Raw genomic sequence first — 23236 nt, 5'->3', positions numbered from 1 at the left:
GCGCCGGCGGGCGATCGAGTCATGCCCCGCGGCGGGCGGCACGGCGGCGGTCGTTTTCCGTCAGCAGCATTTTGCGCAGGCGGATACAGTTCGGCGTGACTTCGACCAGCTCGTCGTCGGCGATGTATTCGAGCGCCATCTCCAGCGTCAGTTGCCGCGGCGGTTTGAGCAGAATGTTGCGGTCGCTGCCCGTGGCCCGCATGTTCGTCAGCTTCTTTTCCCGCGTGGGGTTGACCGACATGTCGTCTTCGCGGCTGTTTTCGCCGACAACCATACCCTCGTATACGGCATCGCCGGGCGAGACGAACAGCTCGGCCCGTTCCTGCAAGCTATCGAGCCCGTAGGCCACGGCCTTACCGTCGACCATCGAGACCAGCACGCCGTTGGGGCGCGCGGGAATCTCGCCTTCGAGCGGCCGGTAGCGATCGAAGCGGTGATGGATGATGGCCGTCCCCTGCGTGGCGTTGAGCAGCCTTGTGCGCAGGCCGATCAGTCCCCGGGCCGGGATCGAGAATTTCAAGTGCGTGTAATCGCCGCGGGCCGCCATTTCCACGGCCTGGCCGCGCCGCGCGCCGACCAGTTCCATGACCGGGCCCATGCGGTCCGGCGGCACTTCGACCACGAGCGTTTCGAAGGGCTCCTCGGAAACGCCGTGACTCTCGCGAATGATCACCCGCGGCTTGCCGACCGACAGCTCAAAGCCCTCGCGGCGCATCGTTTCGATCAGGACCGACAGGTGCAGCAATCCGCGGCCCGAGACGGCGTACGATTCGGTGCCCTCGAGCGGACGCACGCGGAGGGCGACGTTGCGTTCGACCTCTTTGTACAACCGGTCGCGGATGTGGCGCGTGGTGACGTACTTGCCGTCGCGCCCGGCCAGGGGCGAAGTGTTGGGGCCGAAGATCATCTCCAGCGTCGGCTGGTCGACCTCGAGCCTGGCCAGGGGGCGCCGCTCGTTGAAATCGCTGACCGTGTCGCCGATTTCGACATCGTCGAGCCCCACCAGGGCCACCAGGTCGCCGGCCGAGGCCTCGTCGACCTCGGTGCGGCCGAGCTTGTCGAAGACGTAGACCGTTTGCACGCGCGCGTTCGTCTCGCGGCCGCCGCCTTGCAGCAGGGCGACCGGCTGGTTCTTCGTGATCCGGCCCGACTGGATGCGGCCGATCGCGATGCGGCCGACATAGTCGGACCAGTCGAGCGTGGTGACCAGCATCTGCAAGGGGGCCTCGAGATCGACGTCCGGCCCGGGAATGCGCTCCAGCACCAGGTCCAACAGCGGCGCCATCGATGCGCCGCGCGTCTCGAGATCGACCGAGGCGAAACCGTCGCGGGCGCTGGCATAGATGTACGGGAAGTCGAGCACGTCGTCGTGGGCGCCCAGGTCGATGAACAATTCGAGCACTTCGCTAAGCACGTCGTGCGCCCGGGCGTCGGGACGGTCGATTTTGTTGACGACGACGATCGGCTGCAGCTGGCACTCGAGCGCCTTGGTGAGCACGAACCGCGTTTGCGGCATGGGCCCCTCGGCGGCGTCGACCAGCACTAAGGCGCCGTCGGCCATGCGGAGCACGCGCTCGACCTCGCCGCCGAAATCGGCGTGGCCGGGCGTGTCGATGATGTTGATCTTCACGCCGCGATAGGGCAGGGAGATGTTCTTGGCCAGGATCGTGATGCCCCGCTCGCGCTCCAGATCGTTCGAGTCGAGAATCCGCTCGCCGACCAGTTGGCTCGCGCGAAACTCGCCGCTTTGGCGCAGCAGGCAGTCGACCAGCGTCGTCTTGCCGTGATCGACGTGGGCGATGATGGCGATATTGCGAATGTCGTCGCGGCGCATAGCGTTCGGCGGGAAAAAACAAGGCGGGCCCCACGAGCCAGTCGCCCCCGGAGGGGATCCCGACGTGGACCGCGGGCAAAAAAAATACCCCCGACGAGTACCCCGGGGGCAAGCAAGGCGGGACTCATCAATCGTATCCCGGTCGGGAGTTTTCGTGTAGGCGTAATCGCGACCGGATTCCTCCTGCTTCGATAGCGGGCGGGCGCCCGGCGAACTAGACTGTGCCCGAGGTTGCTCATGGTGTGGAGTTGATTGCGAGGAAACGGTTTATGGCCTGTTCAAGTAGGGTGCGGATGGCCCTGTTGCTAGCGGCGGTGTGCCTGACGTGGGGGCCCGCGCGCGCGGCCGAGCCGGTGCGGGCGATCAGCTACAACGTGCAGTTTCTGCCCAGCCTGGCCTCGATCGCCAACAAGCGCGGCAACACGAAGTACCGCGCGGCCGAGTTGGGCCGGAAGCTGGCCGTGTACGACATTGTCGGCCTGCAGGAGGTGTTCGACGACGCGCCGCGCAATTTGCTCCTGGCCGGATTGAAGCAGGCCTGGGGCGACGCCTATGCCGAGGCCGTGCATCCCCGGCCGGCCGACGGTCGGTTCAACGGCGGTCTGGCCATCGCGACGCGCCTGCCGATTCTCGCCTGGCATGCGACCTACTACACGAAATCGAGCCAGCCGAAGGAATACGGCTTGCGGGCCGACGGGTTTGCCGCCAAGGGGGTGCTGCACGCGCGCATCGCGCGCTCGGCCGAGCGGCGCGACGAGTTCGTCGACGTCTTTATCACGCACCTCGAGGCGGCCGCCGACGAGCTGCGTCCGTCGCAATACAAGGAGTTGGCCGCGTTCATTGCCGAGCATCACGACCCGGCGCATCCGATGCTCGTGATGGGCGATTTCAACACGCACGGCAACCCGGCCGACCAGGACGATGCAACTTCGGCCTATCACCAGGTACTGACCGATATGCGCGGCGCGGCGCCGAAGCTGCGCCTCGTCGACCTCTGGCCGACCTTGCACGGCCGCGAGCTGGGCGGCACCAACGAGCAGGAATCGACCGAGATCGGCAACCGCATCGACTACATCTTCCTGGCCAATCCAGTGACCGCCGAACTGCTCCGCCCCCGGGCCGTCCGCGTGAACCCCTTCCCGGATGAGAAGACCAAATTCCTCTCGGACCACTCGGCCGTCGAGGCCGATCTGGAGTGGGGCCGCTGATCCGCAGGGGCTGCGGCCCGTTGCAGACGGATTGCCGGCCGCGCACAATGCGGCGGCCGCCGGTCCGCGGGGGATCGCCGGCTGACTTACCGAGAGGAATTCAATCGATGTGCTGCCGCCGCAGTGGCTGGGTGTTAGGGGCCTTGCTGGGAATGCTGGTCCTGACCGCGGGCATGTGGAACCTCGGCGCGGTGCAGCGCTCGACGATCATCGCCGCCGAACCGCGAGAGACTCCCATGATGCTTTGCCACAACGTGTTCTTTTCGCTCAAGAACGATTCGCCCGAGGGCCGCGACCAGCTCGTGGCCGCGTGCAAGAAATACCTGGTCAAACACCCCGGCGTGACCTATTTCGCCGTCGGCACGCCGTGCGATCTGAGCCGGCCGGTCAACGATCGCAATTTCTCGGTGGCGATCCACATCGTGTTCGCCGATCGGGCCGCGCATGACGCCTATCAGACCGCGCCCGACCATTTGAAGTTCATCGAAGAGAACCGCGAGACCTGGGCGCAGGTGCGCGTGTTCGACACCGACGTCGACGTCATGCCGGTGAAATAGCCGGAACAGGACCAGCTAATCATCGGCATCGCAGCGCAGCTGCGCCGCAAAGCCGCGAGATCGAGCCATGGCGACGATCTTGTTCTTGCACGGTCTCGAGGCGCGCCCGGGGGGCTTCAAGCCCCAGTTTCTGGCGAGCCAGGGCTTCGAGGTGCTCAACCCGGCGCTGCCCGACGAGAGCTTCGCCGACGCCGTGGCGGTCGCGCAGCAGGAATTCGACCTGCAACGACCGAGCGTCGTGGTGGGCAGCAGCCGCGGCGCGGCGGTGGCCATGCAATTGGACCTGGGCCCGGCTGCAGCTCAGGGCAAGCGTGCGCCGGCCGGGCCTCAGCCGCAGATCCTGTCGCTGCACACGCCGCTGGTGTTGATCGCGCCGGCGTGGCGTTGGTGCGGCGTCGATCCGCTAATCGGGCCGCGCTCGGTGGTGCTGCACTCGGAGCACGACGAGTTGATCCCCCTGGCAGACAGCCGCGAACTGATCGCCGCCAGCGGTTTGCCGGCGACCGCCTTGCGCGTGGTGGGCGAGAACCACCGGATGAACGATGAGGCGGCGCTGGCGGCGTTGGCCGGGGCGATTCGCGAGTTCCTGCCGCGCAGGTAAAGGCGGGTTGCCCGCACCCGCGCGGCACTCCTCTCGACAATTCTTGGGCGCTTGGCGTAGCTTTGGCTGCGGAGCTTGTCGGCTGTTCGGCCGTTTTTCCCGAAGGTGGCTTCCCGTGTCGAGCCCGGTCGCTCACTTGTTGCGTCCGTCGTTGAACTGGCTGCTGGTGTTTTTTCCGGTGGCGGCCGTGCTGGAGATGGCCCATGCGCGCGGCGCGTCGTGGGCCAGCCCGACGGCCGTGTTCATCTGCTCGGCGCTGGCGATCGTGCCGATGGCGGGCTGGATGGGCCGCGCCACGGAGCATCTGGCCGAGCGCTTTGGCGAGGGGGTCGGCGGTCTGCTGAACGCCACGTTTGGCAACGCCGCCGAACTGATCATCGCCTTAATGGCGCTGATTCAGGCCTATCGCGAGCCGGAAAAACAAGCAGCCATGCACTATCTGGTTAAGGCCTCGCTGACCGGTTCGATCATCGGCAACGTGCTGCTGGTGCTGGGGGCGGCGCTGCTGGCCGGGGGGCTCCGTTACAACGTGCAGCACTTCAATGCCGCGGCCAGCCGGGTGAGCGCGACGCTGTTGAACCTGGCCACGGCGGCGCTGCTGATTCCCGCCGTGTTTGCCTATCTCGTGCCGCGGGGCAAGAGTGAGGTGGGCGACATCAGTCTCGAACTGTCGGTGTTGCTGCTGTTCGCCTATGCGCTCAACCTGGTGTTCGCGCTCAAGACGCACCGACACCTGTATGCCGGCCCGGCGGACGTCGAGACCGCGGAGCCCGGGGACGACGAGGCGCCGCATGCCCCGTGGCCGGTGCGCCGTGCGATCGGCGTGCTGTTGGTTGCAACCGCGCTCGTGGCCGTGCTGGCCGAATTCATGATCGGTTCGGTGGTCGAGGCCAGCCACGCCATCGGGCTCACCGAGTTGTTCGTCGGCGTGATTGTCGTGGCGATCGTGGGCAATGCGGCCGAGCACAGCACGGCCGTGCTGATGGCGCTGCGCAACCGGATGGACCTGAGCCTGTCGATCGCCATCGGCTCGTCGATTCAGATTGCCTTGTTCATTGCGCCCGTGCTGGTGCTGGTCAGCCATGGCATGGGCATGCCGTTGGACCTGGTGTTCACGGTGCCGGAGATCATGGCCGTCGTGATGGCCGCGACGGTGATGCATCAGATCGCCGGGGACGGTCAAAGCAACTGGTTCGAAGGCGTCTTGCTGCTGTTGCTCTACGCGATGCTGGGCTTGCTGTTCTTTCACCTGCCGGTTTAGGGCTCTGTTGCAACCTCGCGATGTGCGGCGACACCGCACGCGGCGCTGTCTGCAGGGCGGCTGGCCCAGCGCCGGGTGAAAAGGGCGCGGCTCTCGGGCAATCGATTTGCATCCGCTACAATCCTCCAGGCCTGAAGCATCCGAACCAGTGTCTGGCATTGGCCTTGCGAGAGTTTCATGAACCGCATCATCACGTTGGTCCTCGGCGGCGGGCAGGGGACGCGGCTGTATCCGCTGACCAAGCTGCGCTCGAAACCTGCCGTCCCGTTGGCCGGTAAGTACCGATTGATCGACATCCCGATTTCGAATTGCATCAACTCGGGCCTGAACCGGATTTACGTCCTCACCCAGTTCAACTCGGTGAGCCTGCACAGCCACATTCGCCGGGCCTACAACTTCGATCACTTCAACGGCGGTTTCGTCGAGATTCTCGCGGCCCAGCAGACGCTCGACAACACGCACTGGTACCAGGGCACCGCCGACGCCGTGCGGCAGAACCTGCGCTATATCGAACAGCACGACATCGAGCAGGTGTTGATCCTCTCCGGCGATCAGTTGTACCGCATGGACTATCGCGACATGCTGGCCACGCACGTGCAAGCCAAGGCCGATGTGACGATCGCGGCGCTGCCTGTGACGCGCGACCAGGTGAGCGGGCTGGGCATCATGCGCGTCGACGACACGGGACGCGTGGGAGGCTTTCTGGAAAAGCCGAAGACGCAAGCCGAAGTCGAGCTGGTGCTGACCGATCCGGCCTGGATCGACCGGCAGGGGATTCCCAGCCACGGCCGCGATTGCCTGGCCAGCATGGGCATCTACATTTTCAATCGCGACGTGCTGCTCGACGTCCTCAACAAGACCGACTACCGCGATTTCGGCAAAGAAGTCTTCCCGGCTTCGATCCGCACTCGGCGGGTCCAGTGCCACGTGTTCGACGGCTATTGGGAAGACATCGGCACGATCGGCTCGTTCTTCCAAGCGAATCTTGATTTGACCGCGCATCGGCCGCGGTTTGATATCGGCTCGGCGTCGGCGCCGATCTATTCGAGCGCGCGGTTCCTGCCGGCCTCGCGGTTCGACGGGGCCACGATTCGCCGCAGCCTGATCGCCGACGGCTGCCAGATCCACGAAAGCGCCACGATCGAAGATTCGGTGATCGGCGTGCGCTGCGTGATCGGCCCCGGGGTGACGCTGCGCAAGGCGATCGTGATGGGCGCCGACTTTTACGAGACGGCGGCCGCCCTGGAAGAGAATCGCCAGCAGGGAAGACCGTGTGTGGGAATCGGCGAAGGGAGCGTGATCGAAGGCGCCATCATCGACAAGAACTGTCGCATCGGCCGTCGCGTGCACATAACCAATCCCGGCGGCGTCGTCGACAGCGAAGATCACCCCGAATACATCATTCGTGACTCGGTCGTCGTCGTCCCGCGCGGCACGACCATCGCCGACGACTGGCGCCTGTCGGGCTGAGGCCGTGGCATGCGTCGATACGTCGTCGGCTGCCCAGGCAGGAGTATCCCAGAAATGAACTGCTCTCGTGCGATGGCGCTGTTGCGGTGCGGTGTGTTGTCCGGCCTCGTGGTGCTGGCGGGCATTGGTTTCGCCACGGCGCGGGATCGCTGGTCGGCCGACGAGGCCCAAGCCTGGCAGCAGCGCGCCGGCTGGCTGGTCGGCTGCAATTACCTCCCGCGGACCGCCATTAATCAGCTCGAAATGTGGCAGGCCGATTCTTTTGTTCCCGAGGTGATCGACCAGGAACTCGGCTGGGCCCAGGGGCTCGGTTTCAACTCGGTGCGCGTGTTCCTGCACCACCTGCTCTGGGAACAGGACGCCGAGGGTTTCGCGCGCCGTCTCGATCAGTTTCTGGAGATCGCAGACCGGCATGACATCGGCGTGATGCTGGTGTTGTTCGACGGCGTCTGGGACCCGCACCCGAAATTGGGGCCACAACGGGCGCCCAAGCCGCACATTCACAACTCGGGCTGGGTTCAAAGCCCCGGCGCCGACGTGTTGCGCGACGACGCGCAGATCGAGGCCCTGAAGCCCTACGTGCTGGGCATTGTCTCACGCTACAAATCGGATCCGCGCGTGCAGGTTTGGGACTTGTTCAATGAGCCCGACAACCCGAATGCCAACAGCTATGGCGCGATCGAGCTCAAAGACAAGGCCCAGCGCGCCCAGGTGCTGTTGGAAAAGACGTTCGCCTGGGCCCGCAGCGCCGATCCTCAGGCGCCGCTGACAGCGGGCGTGTGGCGTGGCGACTGGTCGAGCGACGAGCGGATGAGCCCCATCGATCGGGCGATGACGAGCGCCTCGGACGTGATCTCGTTTCACACGTACGATCCGCCGCCGGTCGCGGCCCAGCGGCTGGCAAGCCTGCGACGGTTTGGCCGGCCGCTGCTGTGCACCGAGTACATGGCGCGGGGCAACGGCAGCCGCTTCGATCCGCAGCTCGGCAACTTCCGCGACGCGCACGTGGCCGCGTACTGCTGGGGCTTCGTGGCCGGCAAGAGCCAGACGATCTACCCCTGGGATTCGTGGCAAAAGTCCTACCGCGCCGAGCCGGAGGAATGGTTCCACGACATTTTTCGCGGCGACGGTTCGCCGTACCGGCCCGCCGAGGTCGAATACATCCGTCAGACCACCCAGCAGCGCCAGGCGGCAGCGAACTAGCGTGCTTGATCCGGTCCTCCGGGTCGCGGCGGACGGCCCCAAGCGCCATGCGCACGTGGTCCCGGCGGGGGCAGCGGCGGCTCGCCGCGCAACATGCGGTCTTCGCGATACAGCTCGCGTAGCCGACCCCAGAATTGCTCGGGAGGCAGCTTGTCGAGCTCGGCTCGTTCTTCCGCGGAGAGTTCTTTGCTGTAGAACCGCTGCAGTTCGACGGAAGGCGGTCCGACGCCGTCGCGCGATTTCATCCGGGCCTTCATGGCCGCGCGTACCCAACTGGTGATCAGCGCCTGCTTCTGCTTGAGCGTCGCGGCTTCCTCGAGTGTCATGCGCAGCGGCGGGCGCAGCCGGGCCTCGAGCTTGGCGACCAATTCCTCGGTGAGCACGAGCTGTTGAACGCGCTCGCGCACGATCAGCGATGCCAAATACTCGCGCAAGACCCGGGCCTGTTCGTCGGGCGGAGCCAGCTTGAGCCGCTCACGGCGCCGCAGCGGCGTGTCGGCCAAGAGTTTGTCGAGCTGATCCGAGGCCAGCAGCGCAGGGATGACGTCTTCGCGCAGCCAGTCCTGGAAGGCCAGCTCGTTTTCGCTGCGGCCGGCATTCAGCCGCGCCAGGTGCTGCCGGTGCCGCTCGGTTTCGGTCAGGCGTTGTTCCACTTGTTGCAGACGTTCGTCCGCCGGCAGCGAGCGCAGTTTTGCGCGATCGAGCGGGCTGAGCGAGAGCGTCCAGGCATAGTAGCGCTCGCCAGCCGCGAGCAGCGCGGCTGCGTCGGGCGCCGATTCGAGTTCGCGCTGCAAGGTCGCGAGCTGCTCGCGCTCGGGCAGCGTCGACAGCAATTCGCGCTTTCGCTGCAGTTCCTGCTTGGACTCGGCCGGCATCTGGGCGATCCGCGCGCGGCGTTGCTCGAGCGGCTCGTGCCAGGGCGGCTGCGCAGGGGCTGTCGAGGGCTGGGCCTCTGCTGCTTGAGCCTCGGCAGGCGGCGCCGCGTCGCCCGGCGCGGGTGTGCCCGGCTCGTGGTCGGCCGGCGCGAATCGCTCGGGCGGCACCTCTGCCACGGCGCGGAGAAACGGCAATTCGACGACCTGGCGATACATTTCCAGGCGTTCGAGAATCGGCAGTTGGGCGAGCAGCTCGGCGTTGTTCGAAGGTACCCAGATGGCGACGCCGGCGTAGCCGAGGCTACCGCACGCCGCCAGCAGCAGCACGCCGAGCACCCAGCGCCCATAACGGGCCAGCGGTGCCCAACGCTGGGTGTGCCGCAGTTCGACTTGGGCGGTCGCGGCGACCATTTCCAGCGTCGTCCGGGTAAACCGCCCGTCGACTTCGGGCGGAGGCAGGCTGTCGAGCAACTGCCAGGTGCGGTCCAGCTGCGCCAGTTCGCGCTGCGCCGCCCGATCGTGGGCCAGCCGGTCTTCAAGCTGCTGAGCCTCGCCAGGCGGCAGCTCGCCGTCGAGATAGGCGACCAGCCGTTCGGCCAACGGATCGTCTGGAGCAGGTGAGGCCTGGGCGTGTGCGTTCATGTCGGCCGTGCCCCATCTTGCAGGTAGGGGGCCAGCACTTCCTTGAGATTGACCCGGGCCCGGGCCAATAGCGACTTGATGGCCGGCTCGGACATGTTCATCGCCTGGGCAATGTCTTCGTAGCTCATGTCCTCGAACTTGGCCAACAGCACGGCCAGCCGCTGGCGCTCGTTGAGCGAGCCGATGGCCTGGCGCACGATGTCGCGAATCTCGGCGCGATCGAGCTGGCGCGCCGGCATCAAGCCGCTCGCGGCCGTCGCCAGCTCGTCCATGGGCCGTGGCCCCAGCGGGCCGCTGTCGCGGGCGTCGAGCGTCACCTCGCGCCGCCGGGCGCGGCTACGTAGCGAGTTCAGGGCCACGTTGTTGGCGATCGTGAACATCCAGGTCGAAAACTTCGCGCCGGGGACATACGACGCCCGGGCCCGATAGATCCGCAGGAACACGTCCTGAGCCAGATCCTCGGCACCGTCGCGGTTGCCGACGAGGTGCTCCAACACGCGGACCAGCCGGGCCTGGTAGCGGCTTACCAGCTCTTCAAATGCGCCCGCGTCGCCATCGCGCACCGCGAGCATGAGCCGCACGTCGGGATCGTGCAGCGCGATTCTCTGGGCCGACGACTCGCTGATGGCCAAGCGGACGTTCTCGGTGGGTCAAGCGGTCTGCTGCCGGCGGCAAACCGGGTCGAAGGCGCGCCGGGGCTGCCTTCAGACTATCGAACCCCGCGGGGGACTGAAAGTTTCCCCCCGCCGACCGCCGCCTGCCGGGGAACCAGGCTCAGCAGGTCAATTGACCGTGGCGGCCTCATCGCCGGCATGTGCCAGGTAAGAGCGGCGCAACTGGCCGCAAGCGGCATCGATCTGGTCGCCCTTGCGCTTGCGAACCCGGACCTCGACGCCGGCCGACGACAGCGTCGAGCGAAACTCGGCCAAGGCCGCCGACGAGGGGGTGGCAAACGCGAGGCCCTCGACCGGGTTGAACGGGATCACGTTGACCAGCGCCGTGCGCCCGGCCAGCAGCTTCGCCAACCGGCGGGCTTGCTCGGGCGAGTCGTTCACGCCGGCCAGGAGCACATATTCGAACGTCAGCCGCCGCCCGGTGCGGGCAAAATATTTGTCGGCGGCGGCCAGGATGGCCGGAATGCCGATCGAGCGATTCACCTTGACCAGCCGGTTACGCAGCTCGTCGTCGGGCGCATGCAACGACACGGCCAGCCGATAGGGCACGTCTTGCCGCGCCAGCTCTTCGATGCCGGCCGGCAGGCCGACGGTCGAAATGGTGATCCGCCGCGCACTGATGCCCAGGCCGGCCGGATCGGTCGCCACGGCCAGGGCCGAAAGCAGGTTGCGCAAATTGGCCAGTGGCTCGCCCATGCCCATCACGACGACGTGGTTGATCCGTTCGTCGGGCGCCAGGCAATGCTGCAGCCGCAACATTTGCTCGACGATCTCGCCGGCCTCGAGATTGCGCACGACGCCCTCGAGGCCGCTGGCGCAAAATGCGCAGCCCATCGCGCAGCCGACCTGCGTGCTGATGCAGATCGTGCAGCGCGGCTGCTCGCGAATCAACACGCATTCGATGCGGTGACCGTCGCGCAATTCCAGCAGCAGTTTCTCCGTGGTGTCGCCCGCTTCCCTCCGGGCGACGATCTGCGTGGTCCACAGCGGCAACTCGGCGGTCAGCATTTCGCGCAGCCGCTTGGGCAGATCGGTCATTGCTTCCCAAGATTGGGCGCGGCGCTCGAATAACCAGCGGCGAATCTGCCGCGCGCGAAATCCCGGCTCGCCGTGATCGGCCAGCCAGTTTTCGAGCAGGTGTGAATTCGGATCGAGCAGTGCGGACATGGTCGTCGATGCGAGTTGAGAAGACCGTGGGATCGTTCCATTCTTATCGGCGATGCGTGGCAGGGCCATGGCGGAAAGTACGCCTGCCGTGCACGGCGCCGCGGTTTTCGCAGGCCGGCCGATCGAATTGACAGGGTTTTCCCGCGGCCAGACAATGCCGCACAACCATCCGGGCGACTTGTTCCCGGGGCCGCACGAGCCGTCGCGAGTTTTCGCTGAGCCTAGCCAAGGAATGAACGTCGATGTCGACCATGCCCCCACCTCCTCCCGGCGCGCAATTCTCGGCCGAACCCCCTGCGCGATCGGGCAGCGGCTGGTGGTTTTTGGGATGCGGCTGCCTCGGCTTCCTCGTGCTCTGCTGCGGCGGCCTCGGAGGCGTCGGCTATTTCGCTTATGTGACCTTCGCGAACGCCTTCAGCACCGATCCGGTGGTCGTTCAGCAAGTGGCCGACGAAGTCGGCGGCATTCAAATGCCCGAGGGCTTTCAGCCGCTGTTCTCGATCAATCTCGACATGAAGTGGATGCAGCTTTCGACGCGCGGCGCCATTTTCGAGAACAAGACGAGCGAAGGCTTCCTGGCGTTTGGCGAAATCAAGCCGCCGCCGGGGGCCCAGGTCGATGCCGAGGCGATTCGCAAGGATTTGAAGCAGCAGATGGAGCAGCAGGGCCATAAAAGTCCGGACGAAATCCAGTTCGTCGGCGAGCCGGAGACGCGCGAATTGATGGTGCGCGGCGAGCCGACGACCTTTACGTTCCGTAAGGGCAAGAAGGCCGACTCGGACAAGGAATTCACGGAAACGCTTGGCACCTTCACGGGGCACGACGGCGCGACCGGCATTCTCTGGATCGTCGCTCCCACCGAGGCGCTATCGGTCGACCAGGCCGCGGCCGTGGCCGAGTCGATTCAATAGCGGATCGCACGGGCAAGCGTTGCACGGGCGCGCCCCTGCGAGATCGTTCGCGGCGGCCCCCGGGTTACTCCGTGGCCCTACGCAGCTCGAGCCAGGCGGCCAGTTCGCCGCTCGAGACGGCCTGCTCGAACTGCGCCAGGTCGTCGTACCGCAGGTGGCTGAGAAACTTCACGGCCCAGTTGTGCGACAGCCCGCTAATGGCCACCACCGTGCGGCCGGCGGTGTAGGCCTCGTACATTTCGATGGCCGTCCCCATCGAGGCCTCGGGCACAAAGGCCAGCAGCAGATCGACCTCGCGGCAGAGCCGATTGTGGTGGAAAAACACCTCGCGTCCCCGGTCGGGGCCATAGCTGAGCGAATCGCCATGGTCGGCCAGCGGGTCGTAGATTTCGGCCCCCGGCAGGTGTTCGGCGAGCAGCCCTTTGAGTCTTGTGCGATAATCCTGGTCGTGCAGGACCGCCGCGCGGTGTGAGCCTTGCATGATTCCGGCGAGGAAGATTCGCATCAGTGGGTTTGCCGGAAAAGGATCACGGGCCTGCCCGCGGGTCCGTGTTGGTGGGCGCTACGCCGAGCGGGCAACAAATGTTCGGGGCCGTCGCAGGAGTATTCGCGCGTGAGTAACGTCGTCAAGCGTCGCACGGCCCAAGCGCGATCGAACCGCGCAACGGCACGGCACCAGGGGGCCCCGGCGCAGGCCGTCGAGCCGAACCTGGCCCGGGCCCTGCGCACGACGCTCGAAATGATGGCCATTCCCGGCATGAGCCGGCAAGAGGGGCAGATCGTCCAATACGTCGTCGATCGGCTCCGATCGGCCGGCGCCGACGCGTCGTGCATCACCACCGACCAGGCGCACACCAAGACGTTGCTGCCCGGCGAGATCGGCAACCTGGTCTTCAAGCTGCCCGGCACGTTCCGTGCGCCGCGCCGCTTGTTGATGGCGCATCTCGACACGGTACCCCTGTGCGTCGGCTCGAAGCCGCTGCGCGAAGGAGGCATCGTGCGGTCGGGCGATCCCCGCACCGGAATCGGCGCCGACAATCGCGCCGGCGCGGCGGTGGTGCTGTGCGCGGCGCTGGAAATCCTGGAGCGCAAGCTGCCGCACCCGCCGCTGACGTTCTTCTGGCCGGTACAGGAGGAGTTGGGCTTGCAGGGCGTGCGACATGCGTCGCTGGGTCTGCTGGGGCGGCCGCAATTGGCCTTCAATTGGGACGGCGGTTCGAGCGAAAAATTGACGGTCGGCGCGACGGGTGCCTTTCGATTGACCATCTCGATTCGCGGCCTGGCCAGTCACGCCGGCGGCGCGCCGGAATATGGCGTCAGCGCCATTGCGATTGCCGGCCTGGCGATCGCCGATCTGCACCGCCGCGGATGGCATGGCGACGTGCGCCACGGCAAGCGCCGCGGCACGAGCAACATCGGGTTCATCGAAGGCGGCGGCGCCACGAACGTCGTCACCGACCACGTCGTCGTGCGCGCCGAGGCCCGCAGCCACGACCCGAAATTCCGGCTGGAGATCGCCACGACGATCGAACAAGCGTTTTGTGACGCGGCTGCCGCGGTGCGCAACGTGGCCGGCGCCTGTGGCCAGGCCACGATCGAGCGGCGCCACGACTACGAGGCCTTTCGCCTGGCCGACGATGAGCCCTGCGTCGTGGCGGCCGAGGCGGCGGTCCGGGCCGTCGGCGAGGCGCCGCTGCGCGCCACGAGCAACGGCGGCCTCGACGCCAATTGGATGACCGAGCGGGGCGTGCCGACCGTTACGCTCGGCTGCGGTCAGGCCAATGTCCACACGGTCGCCGAGCAGTTGCTTGTGCCCGAGTTCGAGCAGGCCTGTAGAATTGCCTTGCGCTTGGCGACCGGAGCCCAGTGAGCGGGGGGCCCCGTGATTGGGGCCCACGGATCGCGATCCAACAACCGCGTCGCCGGCGCGGGGGTTTCCCTGGTTTTGCCTCCCGTTGCGAGACGCGGCGTGGAACTCGACGACGAAGTTTGTCTGTGCTTCCACGTGTCGAAGCGCAAGGTGCTCAACTTCATCCGCGTCCAGCGGCCCCAACGGGCCAGCCAGTTGAGCGAGTGTTTTGGCGCGGGCACAGGCTGCGGCTGGTGCCGTAAGGCGCTCGAGCGTTATTGGCAGTCGGCTCGGCAAGCGTCGGCCGCCGCAACGCCAGAGCCGCCGGCCGAGCCCACGGCCAGCGAGCACGCCCAGGGGCGTGCCGCCTACATCCGCGCCGGCCACGGCACACCCCCACCGGGCGCGACGCCGATTTAGGAGCGCCGCGAGTTACCCCGCTGGTGGTTTGGTTGCCGATTGGTTAAGATGGAAGCTCCGATGTGGCTGGGGTTTGCAGGCGCTGGGGCCTGGCGATGGCCACTTTTCCGGGGTCGGTTCGTTCCCCGATTTTTTTGCAGGGTTGCGCCCTCAGGTTTGACTGCCCATGGCTCGTAAAGTTCTTAATCGCAAGGAATTACGCGCAGAGTCCGAGGCCGCGGAAGCGACGGCCAAGAAGGACAAGGTGAAGGAAGCCAAGCCGGCGAAGAAGGCCGCCAAAAGCCGGAGCCGCAAGAAGGAAGAAACGGTCGTCCGGCTGAAGGCGTTCTGGGGGGTCTTCAACCAGTCGCTCAAGCGCGTGGCCTTGTTCGAGTACAGCCAGCGGAAGCAAGCCGACAAGAAGGCCACCGAGCTGTCCACCTCGCAGAAAACGCCGCATTTCGTGCAGCTCGTCAAAGAAGTGCTGCAAGAGTAGGTCTCCGGCCGCCGGGGAACGGGAGCCACCGTGGCGGCTGCTTGACGGCACCCGGGGCGCCACGCAGAATCGCCCGCACCTTCGGAAGCGCGTGCGCGCTGCGCACCCGCCGAACGCTGTATTCCGGGCCGAAGGCTTGGCGGAAGCCTGCTTTCCGCGCACGATGCAAGTGGCCGGTTGTTGATCTCGCTCGCCATTCGTCAGCGGCCCGATTCATGGAATTTCGCGAAGGACATACGGTCGGCATCGATTTGGGCACGACGTTTTCGTGTATTGCCCATCTCGACCAGCAGGGCAATCCGGTGCCGCTGGCCAACGACGACGAAGAAGTCGAAACCCCCAGCCTGCTGCTGTTGGGCGACTCAGGCACGGTGATCGTCGGCCCGCCGCGGACGCGCGCCGCGATCGACGATCCCGAGCACGTCGTCGAACGGGTCAAGCGGTTCATGGGTACGCAGGAGTTCAAGCGGACCGTCGACGGTCACGAGATTACGCCCGAGTTCATGTCGGCGTTGATCTTGAAGAAGCTGCGACAGGACGCCGAGCAGCGAATCGGCCCGATCGGCAACGCGGTGATCACCGTGCCGGCCTATTTCAACGATTCGCGGCGCAAGTCGACGCAGGACGCCGGGCAGATCGCCGGACTGAACGTGGTCGACATCATCAACGAGCCCACCGCGGCCACGCTGACTTATGCCTGGCACCGCGGCGAGCTGGGCAAGACGAAAGACACCGAGTTCAAACCCCGGCTGGTGCTGGTCTACGACCTGGGGGGCGGGACGTTCGACGTCACCGTGGTCCGGTATACGCCGACGCATTTTCAAGTGTTGGCCACCGACGGCGACGTGCAATTGGGCGGCGTCGATTGGAACGATCGGTTGTTCGATCACGTAGCCAATGAGTTCAAGGCCCGGCACGGCGTCGACCCGCGCGACAGCGCCAAGACGGCCCAACTGCTGCGCAACGATTGCGATCTGGCCAAGATTGCGCTGACCGAACAGGCGCAGACGGCGATCACCTGCCGCCACGGGGGCAAGGCGTTGAGCGTCAGCGTGACGCGCGAGCAGTTCGAGGACATGACGGCCGACCTGCTGCAGCGCACGATCGACACGACCGACCACGTGCTCGAACAGGCCAAGCTCACGCCCGAGCAGCTCGACGCGATCGTGCTCGTGGGCGGCTCGACGCTGATGCCGGCCGTCAAGCGGCGGCTGGCCGAGACGATGGGCATCGAGCCCTATGCGGGTCTGTCGCCGCACACCTCGGTGGCGCAGGGTGCGGCCATCCACGCGGCCATCCTCGATGCCCAGGTGCGCGGCGAAAAGAGCGAGTTTGCCGCGTCGGTGCGCAAGTACCTGTCGGCCGTGCGGCAGGACGACGTCAATTCGCACGGCCTGGGCATCGCCGCCCGCAATCCAAAGACCGGCAAGATCGTCAACCACGTGATGATCCCGCGCAACTCGCGTCTGCCGGTCGAAGTCCGGCAGACGTTTCGCACGAACGTCGTCAACCAGCAACGGGTCAACGTGCAGGTGATCGAAGGCGATGCGCCCGACCCGGCGGCTTGTTCGCTGCTGGGCAACTGCAAGATCTACGGCCTCCCGGCCGATCTGCCCGAGGGTTCGCCGATCGAAGTGATCTATTCCTTCGATCGAGCGGGCCGGGTGCGGGTACGGGCCCGCGACGTGGCCGGAGGCGGCGAGGCGTCGATCGAGATTCAACGCCGCGGCGGCCTGACCGACGAGCAGATCGACAGCTACAAACAACTGGCCGCGGAATACAAGGTCGAATAACGCGGCACCTGCTGCGCCGAGAAGCGATGGCCACTCAAATCGACGTCTACCGCGACTGGCTCGGCATCGCCGAAACCGCGCGGCCGCTGAATTACTACCAGGTGCTGCGGCTGCCGCAGTTCGAAGACGACCCGGCGAAGGTGAGGGCCCACTACCGCAAGCTCAACGCGCACGTGCGCAAGTATGCGGCGGGCGAATATGCCAAGCAGTCGCAAGAGCTGCTGAACGAGCTGGCCAAGGCCATGCTCTGCCTGACCGATCGCAAACGCAAAGGCGAATACGACGCGTCGATCGGCCGGGCCCAGCCGGGCAAGGAGCGGCGGTTCACCTTCGAGCAGATCCTGCTGGGGCGCAAGATCGTCGACGCGGAACAGTTGAAGAAGGCCCGCGATTACGCCGACGCCCTCAATCTCGAGGTCCGCGACGCGCTGGTGCAGCAGAAGATGGCCACGCAGGACGTGGTGATGCAGGCCTATGCCGAATCGCTGGGCTTGCCGTTCGTCGACGTGGCCGACGTGGGCGTGCGCGTCGACCTGGTGCCGCAGGTGCCGGCGGTGCTGGCCCGGCAGCATTCGTGCGCGCCAATCATGGTCGACGACGGCCAGTTGCTGATGGCCTCGCCGAATCCATTACCGCCCGACGTCGAGGAGGAGTTGCGGCTGCGGGTGAGCATGCCGGTAAGGAGCGTGATCTGCACGCCGGCGGCGATCAACGCGGTGATCAATCAGCATTTCCCGCGCGAAGCGGCCGCGGCGCAGATGGCCAAAGGGGCCGCCGTTTCGGCTGCCGAGAAATCCGCGGCGGCCAAGGGCGAGGCGTCGGCGCAATTGACGCCCGAGGAACGCGAAGAGCAGAAGAAACAGCGCCGCAATCTGTCGATCGTCGCATTCAATTTCACCTTCATGGCCGTGTTCGGCGCGTGCCAGATTCTCTTGATGAAGAACGCGATGCTCTTGGGACTGGCCTTCGCAGTACCCGCCGCCGCGACCGTGGCGATGCTGGTCTACATGCTGAAGAAGTAACGGCCGGCAGCCCGCAATCGCGGCACCGGCAGCATGAGCTAGAGTTTCCAGCGGTGGGGATGCTGCGCAAATCGGGCCTCCGGGCGGACGCCGCGCAGCAGGTGCGTCACGATCGGAGCACTCGAGTGAGGCCGGAACTCTTTCTGGGACTGTCGTTCGCAGCGGCCATGGTGGGTGCGGCCGCGTGGCTGTGGATGCTGCCTCGGGTGGCTCGGATCTTTCGCGGCCTGAACGAGCCGGCGCTCTATCGCCCGGTCGCCGCCGATGAGCTGCCCCCCGCCGTGCGGCGCCACTTCGACGAGCAAGCGGCCACCTTCGCACGGCAGGGGTTGCGCGTCTGCGGCGATTATCGGGTGCGCCGCGAGCTGGAGCATTTTTCCCGATTGTTGATCGATCCTGCCGGTCACATCGCCTGCGAGGTGGCGTGGTACCGCTCGTGGAAGGCGCCCTTGCGAGTGGCCAGTTTGTTCTCGCTGCTCGACGATGCGACGTTTGTCGAAACGGCCAATCGAGTGATTCCGCCGCAGGACGGCGAATTGATCGTTCGCACGCATCGCGGCGCGAGCCCCGCGGAACTCGTCGATTACCATCGACGATTGCTTGCGACGCTGCGCGACGAACGGCGGACCGCGCCGTTGGCGCTCGACGACGAATCGCTACCGTTGGTGGCCATCTACGGGGCGGCGTTGATGCACGAGCGCCTGGCGGCCACGCGTCCCGGCACCGTAAGCCCGTATGCCGCCACGCTGCCGCAGATCCGTGCCGCGATCGAGCGCTGGATCGAAGTACCCTTGAACGAAGCGCCCGGCGACTGAGCCTGGCGAGCCCTTTCGAGCCGCGGGCACTCTACACGCCCAGGCTCCAGCCCTTGCGATATTCGCGGCGGACAAATTGTGCCGCGTTGGCGCAGTCGGCGAATTCCAGCCGCTCGGCGTCCCAGGCGAGCGTCTCGCCGGGGGCGGCGCGATAGGCCACGTTGCCCAGCAGCACCGCTTCGGCCAAGGCGCCGGAGTAGTCGAAGTTGCACGTGGTCGTGCCGCGCTCGCGGCAGGCCTTGAGCCATTCGGCATGATGGCCGATCGAGTTGGGGATCGACTCGGCCGGCGCCATCGGCTCGCCGCCGTCGTCCATGAACAGCTTGTGGGTCGAGTAATCGGCCAAGAGCCGTCCCTTGGTCCCCTCGAACAGCACGGCCGAGCCGCGGCCGTATTGCTCGGCTCCCTCGGGCTTGCGCTGGCCGTGGTACCAGGTCAGGTGCACGGCCGGCTGCTTGTCGGTAGCCGGGAAGTGGTATTCGACCTGCTGGCTGCCCGGCACGTCGTTGTCGCCTGCGTAGTCCTTTTCGCCGACCGAGCTGATGGTGGTCGGAGAGCGCAGGCCCAGGGCCCAGAACGGCAGATCCATGTAGTGGCAGCCGAAGTCGGCCAGCGTCCCGCCGCCAAAGTCCCACCAGTAGCGCCAGTTGAAATGGAAGTGGGACGGGTGGAACGGGCGTTCGGGCGCGGGCCCCAGCCACAGGTCGTAATCCACTTCCGGCGGCGGGTTGCCCTGTGCGACGCGCTGCCCGGGGCGCACGGTGCCGCCGTGCCAGACGTGCACGCGCGTGACGTCGCCCAGAATGCCGGCCTGCACAATCTCGACCGCCCGGCGATAGTTGTCGCCGGCGTGGATCTGGGTGCCCATCTGCGTGACGGCCTTTTGCCGGGCCGCCAACTCGCGCATCTGCCGCACTTCCCAGACGCTGTGCGCCAGCGGTTTTTCGCAGTAGACGTCGTGACCGGCCGCCAGCGCGCGGACCACGGGAATGGCGTGCGAGTGGTCGGGCGTCGCCACCAGCACGGCGTCGAAGCCGCCTTCGTCGAGCAGCCGGCGATAGTCGATGTACTTCTTGGCGCTGGGAAACATCGTGGCGGCCGCGGCCAGGTTCCGCTGGTCGACGTCGCACAGCGCGACGATCGCTTCGTGCTGGATTTCGCGGATGTTGTCCATGCCGCGATTGGCCACGCCGATCACCGCGATTCGCAACTGATCGCTGCCGGGCTTCGCCGCCGGCGCCGTGTCTTCGGCGATCGCCCGACGGAGCGGCGCAGCGCCCAGCGTGGCAGTGCCGGCGGCCAGCGCCCGGCGCAAGAATTCACGGCGACTTTGTGCATCGAACATCGCAGGACCGCCTGGGGTGAAAGGGCTGACAGAGAACCGGACCGCTGCCCGCGCGGCCATGCTAAACCGCGCCGCGGCACAGGGCAAATTTGTCGCCTGGGTCCCTGCTGCGCGGCAAGGCGAACTGTTACAACGGGGGGCATGGAGGAGTCGCAGCAAGAACACGAAACGCCGTCTGCCCCGGGCTCTCTCGACGCGGGGCCCGCCGAGAGCTGGCCGGACGACACGCTGGCGGCCGCCCTGGCGCGGCACCGGCTCGAATTGCCCGCGGCGCAGGTCGCGCTCCTGGAACGCTATGCGCGGCTGCTTTGGAAAACCAACGAGCAGCTCAACCTGACGCGGCACACGACCTGGGAGAAGTTCGTGGCCCGCGACGTGGTCGACAGCCTGCAATTGGCCGCGCACCTGGCCCCCGGCGAGCGCGTGCTCGACGTCGGCACCGGCGGCGGCGTGCCGGGCATCGTCCTGGCGATCGTGCGGCCCGACCTGAAAGTCACACTGTGCGACTCGGTGGGCAAAAAGGCCAAGGCCGTCGAGGCGATCGTCGCCGAACTCAAGCTGCCCGTGCGGGTCTTTAACCGCTTCGGGCAGGAGCTGGTGGCCGAGCGCCCGCAGGACACGCTGGTGATTCGCGCGGTGGCGCGGCTCGAGAAGATCTTGCGCTGGTTCGCGCCGGCGTGGCCGCACTTCCGGCGGATGCTCGTCGTGAAGGGCCCCTCGTGGGTCGACGAGCGCGGCGAGGCCCGACACCTGGGGCGGCTCCAGGGACTGGAACTGCGCCGCGTGGCCGCGTATCCGCTCCCGGGCAGCGACTCAGAAAGCGTGATTCTGGAGATCCGGCGGCAGGGTTAGGTGGCCTTAGTGCGCCGCTTGCGCGCACTTGGAAGGGGCCCTCGACCTAGAATGGCGCAGCCGTCTGATACGCGGCCTTTCGATGGCCTGGGACGATTCCGTCCGGAAGCAGGACGAGCTTTGTCCGGACGTCTCCATCAACGATGATCTGCATTTCTGCCATGGTCCCGGGTGCAGCAACACAGTCTTCGTCGAGGGTGAGCGTGACCCCATTCGTCTTGGCCAAGCGATACTTCTGGCGACCGATGACCAAGAACGATCGGACCGTGGCAGAAACCCCGTCTTCGTGATAAGTGGCCATGAGTGACGATCTTTCGCCGACCGAGCGAGCTCGATTGTATTGTGCGAGACACGTTACTCCGCCCCGGCTGGGGCGGAAGTTAGGTGAAGGCACAGATGGGGTAGTTTTCGAGTCGCATCGCGACACGGCCATCAAAGCGTGTAAACGCGAACGTGTCTACCTTCAAGAGAAGGGAGCGTATGAGCACCTGGCTCGATGGGGCGTTGTGGAAAAAATAGGGGAATTCTACGTCCCCGCCATGAGGGGGTCTGATGATTCGTTGATGGTTGTCGAGATGGACTTCATGCACCACGCCCCCTACGTGATCGACTTCGGCAAATCGAGCCTCTTTCGTAGCCCCGATTACTCCGCAGAGACCTTGCGCGACAACGAGGCACAAGGGGTTGAGCTGTTTGGAGACAATTGGCCGCGCGTTCTCAAGCTGTTGGACGACTTAAGGTCGTACCAGCTCTATTACCACGACCCGAAGCCGTGGAACATCGTGTTCGATTGAGTGGCGCGGCTAGATCTCAAACAAGCCCACTACCCCAATTCGCCGCCGGTTGACCTTGCCGGCAGGGCTTTTCTATACTCCCTGGTTTCCACCGCGGGCCCGAGGGCCTGCGTGGGGAAGGTTAGGGCTCTTTTGCAATCTCCTGCCGTAGCGAGGGTACAGCGAGCGATGGCCGATTTGATCAAGCCCCATGGCGGGCTCAGCGAACCTGTGAATTGCACCGTCCCGGCCGGCGAGATCGACGCCTTCAAGGCCGAGGCCGCGAAGCTCGCGAAGGTGCCCGTCTCGGACGCCGATTTGTCGACCGTCTACCGCTTCGGCGACGGCGCGTTGAGTCCGTTGGTCGGACCGATGGACTCGGCCACCTATAACCGGGTGCTCGACGAAGCGGTGATCGAGCACAACGGCAAGAAATACGCCTGGACCATTCCGCTCTCGCTGCCGGTCACCTCGGAGCAGGCCGCGTCGCTCAAGGCGGGCCAGAAGGTGGCGCTGGTGAACTCGAAGGGCGACATCGTCGCCACGCTCGAGATCTCGGACGTCTTCCCCTGGGACAAGCTGCGCTATCTGAAGCAGGTCTATCTGACCGAGCGGACCGATCACCCCGGCGCCGACATGGTGCTCAAGGGCGACGAAAAGTTCTCGCACCTGATCGGCGGCAAGATTCGCGTGCTGCCGCAGCCGAAGCACCCGAAGTTCGGCAAGTACGTGTTGTCGCCGCGCGAAGTGCGGGCCTTGCTGGCCACCAAGGGTTGGAACCGCGTGGTCGCGTTCCAGACCCGCAACCCGTTGCACCGGGCGCATGAGTATGCCCTGGTCTATGGCCTGGAAGAGTTGGTCCGCGCGGGCCACAACGCCGGCGCGGTGTTGAACCCGTTGATCGGCGAGACCAAGGGCGACGACGTGCACGCCGACGTGCGGATGCACACCTACGAGGCGCTGATCGAATCGCGCGCGATCGGCGAAGGCGACAGCGACGGGGCTCTCTGGGGACCGCGCGGCGAAGAAGTGCCCGACCGGGTGATCCTGCTGGGCCTGGACATCAAGATGTTCTACGGCGGCCCGAAGGAAGCGGTGATGCACGCGATCTATCGCCAGAACTTCGGCTACACCGACATCGTCATCGGCCGCAAGCACGCCGACGCCCCGTACCACGACGGCACGGCCATCTGGGGCGACTTCGACGCTCAGGAAATCTTCGACAAGCTGGGCGGCGACCTGCAGATCAAGCCGCTCAAGGTCGGGTTCGCGGCCTACTACGATTCGGCCGGCCGGGTCGACCTGATGGAGCGCCACAAGGACGAGAAGCCGGTGTTCATCTCGGGCAAGGACGTGCGCAAGACGCTGCTCGAAGGGAAGGAAGTCGACCCGCGGATCATGCGGCCCAGCACGTCGCGCATTCTGGCCGAAGCGATGAAGGGCCTGGCTTAGTTTCCGGCCGCGAATCGCCAGCGCCCACAAACATCGA

At 66.0% G+C, this 23236-nt stretch carries 23 protein-coding genes; 16 read left to right on the top strand and 7 right to left on the bottom strand.

Annotated elements, in window-relative coordinates; genetic code table 11:
• Positions 1-19: 19 nt before the first annotated feature.
• Entirely contained in the window at positions 20-1834 is a 1815-nt protein-coding gene (typA, locus tag K1X74_01390; GenBank protein MBX7164977.1) for a translational GTPase TypA, read from the bottom strand.
• 269 nt (positions 1835-2103) lie between these two features.
• Here typA and K1X74_01385 point away from each other — a divergent pair, with 269 nt between their 5' ends.
• The 6 genes from K1X74_01385 (at position 2104) to K1X74_01360 (ending at position 8134) form a co-directional block, all read left to right on the top strand.
• Positions 2104-3042 (top strand): endonuclease/exonuclease/phosphatase family protein, encoded by a 939-nt coding sequence (locus K1X74_01385; protein MBX7164976.1) that lies wholly within the window; start codon positions 2104-2106, stop codon positions 3040-3042.
• 239 nt (positions 3043-3281) lie between these two features.
• Positions 3282-3599, top strand: a complete 318-nt coding sequence (locus K1X74_01380) for a Dabb family protein (GenBank protein ID MBX7164975.1) — start codon at positions 3282-3284, stop codon at positions 3597-3599.
• A gap of 67 nt (positions 3600-3666) precedes the next feature.
• Positions 3667-4200, top strand: a complete 534-nt coding sequence (locus tag K1X74_01375; GenBank protein ID MBX7164974.1) for a hypothetical protein — start codon at positions 3667-3669, stop codon at positions 4198-4200.
• A gap of 115 nt (positions 4201-4315) precedes the next feature.
• Positions 4316-5461 (top strand): calcium/proton exchanger, encoded by a 1146-nt coding sequence (gene cax, locus K1X74_01370; GenBank protein MBX7164973.1) that lies wholly within the window; start codon positions 4316-4318, stop codon positions 5459-5461.
• A gap of 177 nt (positions 5462-5638) precedes the next feature.
• Positions 5639-6931, top strand: a complete 1293-nt coding sequence (locus K1X74_01365) for a glucose-1-phosphate adenylyltransferase (GenBank protein MBX7164972.1) — start codon at positions 5639-5641, stop codon at positions 6929-6931.
• A gap of 54 nt (positions 6932-6985) precedes the next feature.
• The gene (locus tag K1X74_01360; protein ID MBX7164971.1) at positions 6986-8134 is read left to right on the top strand and encodes a cellulase family glycosylhydrolase; all 1149 of its coding nucleotides are present in this window, start codon (positions 6986-6988) and stop codon (positions 8132-8134) included.
• On the opposite strand, the gene K1X74_01355 is transcribed toward K1X74_01360, so the two are convergent.
• From K1X74_01355 to rlmN, 3 genes are all read right to left on the bottom strand, one after another.
• Positions 8131-9651 carry a hypothetical protein gene (locus K1X74_01355; protein ID MBX7164970.1) on the bottom strand — a complete coding sequence of 507 codons (1521 nt, stop codon included), beginning with the start codon at positions 9649-9651 and terminating at the stop codon, positions 8131-8133. The genes K1X74_01360 and K1X74_01355 overlap by 4 nt on opposite strands.
• Positions 9648-10223 carry a sigma-70 family RNA polymerase sigma factor gene (locus K1X74_01350; protein MBX7164969.1) on the bottom strand — a complete coding sequence of 192 codons (576 nt, stop codon included), beginning with the start codon at positions 10221-10223 and terminating at the stop codon, positions 9648-9650. The genes K1X74_01355 and K1X74_01350 overlap by 4 nt, the downstream gene beginning before the upstream one ends.
• A 210-nt stretch (positions 10224-10433) precedes the next feature.
• Positions 10434-11561: a 23S rRNA (adenine(2503)-C(2))-methyltransferase RlmN gene (rlmN, locus tag K1X74_01345; GenBank protein MBX7164968.1), complete on the bottom strand. Its 1128-nt coding sequence runs from the start codon at positions 11559-11561 to the stop codon at positions 10434-10436.
• A 173-nt stretch (positions 11562-11734) separates the two neighbouring features.
• On the opposite strand from rlmN, the gene K1X74_01340 reads away from it, so the two are divergent.
• The gene (locus K1X74_01340; protein ID MBX7164967.1) at positions 11735-12403 is read left to right on the top strand and encodes a hypothetical protein; all 669 of its coding nucleotides are present in this window, start codon (positions 11735-11737) and stop codon (positions 12401-12403) included.
• A gap of 64 nt (positions 12404-12467) precedes the next feature.
• Here the strand turns inward: K1X74_01340 and K1X74_01335 are convergent, their stop codons facing one another.
• Complete coding sequence (locus tag K1X74_01335; GenBank protein ID MBX7164966.1) at positions 12468-12908, bottom strand: hypothetical protein; 441 nt, start codon at positions 12906-12908, stop codon at positions 12468-12470.
• Between the two features lie 234 nt (positions 12909-13142).
• Between K1X74_01335 and K1X74_01330 the strand changes: the two genes are divergently transcribed.
• From K1X74_01330 to K1X74_01305, 6 genes are all read left to right on the top strand, one after another.
• Complete coding sequence (locus K1X74_01330; protein ID MBX7164965.1) at positions 13143-14273, top strand: M20/M25/M40 family metallo-hydrolase; 1131 nt, start codon at positions 13143-13145, stop codon at positions 14271-14273.
• A 99-nt stretch (positions 14274-14372) separates the two neighbouring features.
• Positions 14373-14672: a (2Fe-2S)-binding protein gene (locus K1X74_01325; GenBank protein ID MBX7164964.1), complete on the top strand. Its 300-nt coding sequence runs from the start codon at positions 14373-14375 to the stop codon at positions 14670-14672.
• A 166-nt stretch (positions 14673-14838) separates the two neighbouring features.
• Positions 14839-15147 (top strand): hypothetical protein, encoded by a 309-nt coding sequence (locus K1X74_01320; GenBank protein MBX7164963.1) that lies wholly within the window; start codon positions 14839-14841, stop codon positions 15145-15147.
• Positions 15148-15362: 215 nt separating this feature from the next.
• Positions 15363-16940, top strand: coding sequence for an Hsp70 family protein (locus K1X74_01315; GenBank protein MBX7164962.1), 1578 nt, complete (start codon positions 15363-15365; stop codon positions 16938-16940).
• Between the two features lie 26 nt (positions 16941-16966).
• Positions 16967-17962 carry a hypothetical protein gene (locus K1X74_01310; protein MBX7164961.1) on the top strand — a complete coding sequence of 332 codons (996 nt, stop codon included), beginning with the start codon at positions 16967-16969 and terminating at the stop codon, positions 17960-17962.
• A gap of 125 nt (positions 17963-18087) precedes the next feature.
• Positions 18088-18777: a hypothetical protein gene (locus K1X74_01305; GenBank protein ID MBX7164960.1), complete on the top strand. Its 690-nt coding sequence runs from the start codon at positions 18088-18090 to the stop codon at positions 18775-18777.
• Between the two features lie 31 nt (positions 18778-18808).
• Here K1X74_01305 and K1X74_01300 read toward each other — a convergent pair whose 3' ends face one another.
• Positions 18809-20122, bottom strand: coding sequence for a Gfo/Idh/MocA family oxidoreductase (locus K1X74_01300; GenBank protein MBX7164959.1), 1314 nt, complete (start codon positions 20120-20122; stop codon positions 18809-18811).
• 141 nt (positions 20123-20263) lie between these two features.
• Between K1X74_01300 and rsmG the strand changes: the two genes are divergently transcribed.
• Complete coding sequence (gene rsmG / locus K1X74_01295) at positions 20264-20974, top strand: 16S rRNA (guanine(527)-N(7))-methyltransferase RsmG (protein MBX7164958.1); 711 nt, start codon at positions 20264-20266, stop codon at positions 20972-20974.
• Positions 20975-21020: 46 nt separating this feature from the next.
• Here the strand turns inward: rsmG and K1X74_01290 are convergent, their stop codons facing one another.
• A complete protein-coding gene (locus K1X74_01290) occupies positions 21021-21275 on the bottom strand; it encodes a hypothetical protein (GenBank protein ID MBX7164957.1) in 255 nt (84 codons plus the stop codon).
• A 262-nt stretch (positions 21276-21537) separates the two neighbouring features.
• On the opposite strand from K1X74_01290, the gene K1X74_01285 reads away from it, so the two are divergent.
• Positions 21538-21768: a hypothetical protein gene (locus tag K1X74_01285; GenBank protein ID MBX7164956.1), complete on the top strand. Its 231-nt coding sequence runs from the start codon at positions 21538-21540 to the stop codon at positions 21766-21768.
• A gap of 168 nt (positions 21769-21936) precedes the next feature.
• Positions 21937-23199: a hypothetical protein gene (locus K1X74_01280; protein ID MBX7164955.1), complete on the top strand. Its 1263-nt coding sequence runs from the start codon at positions 21937-21939 to the stop codon at positions 23197-23199.
• Positions 23200-23236 lie beyond the last annotated feature (37 nt).

The sequence above is a fragment of the Pirellulales bacterium genome (assembly GCA_019694435.1).
GTDB lineage: Bacteria > Planctomycetota > Planctomycetia > Pirellulales > JAEUIK01 > JAIBBZ01.
Note: the sequence above shows the minus strand (reverse complement) of the source record. Positions and strands in the feature narration are given on the sequence as shown.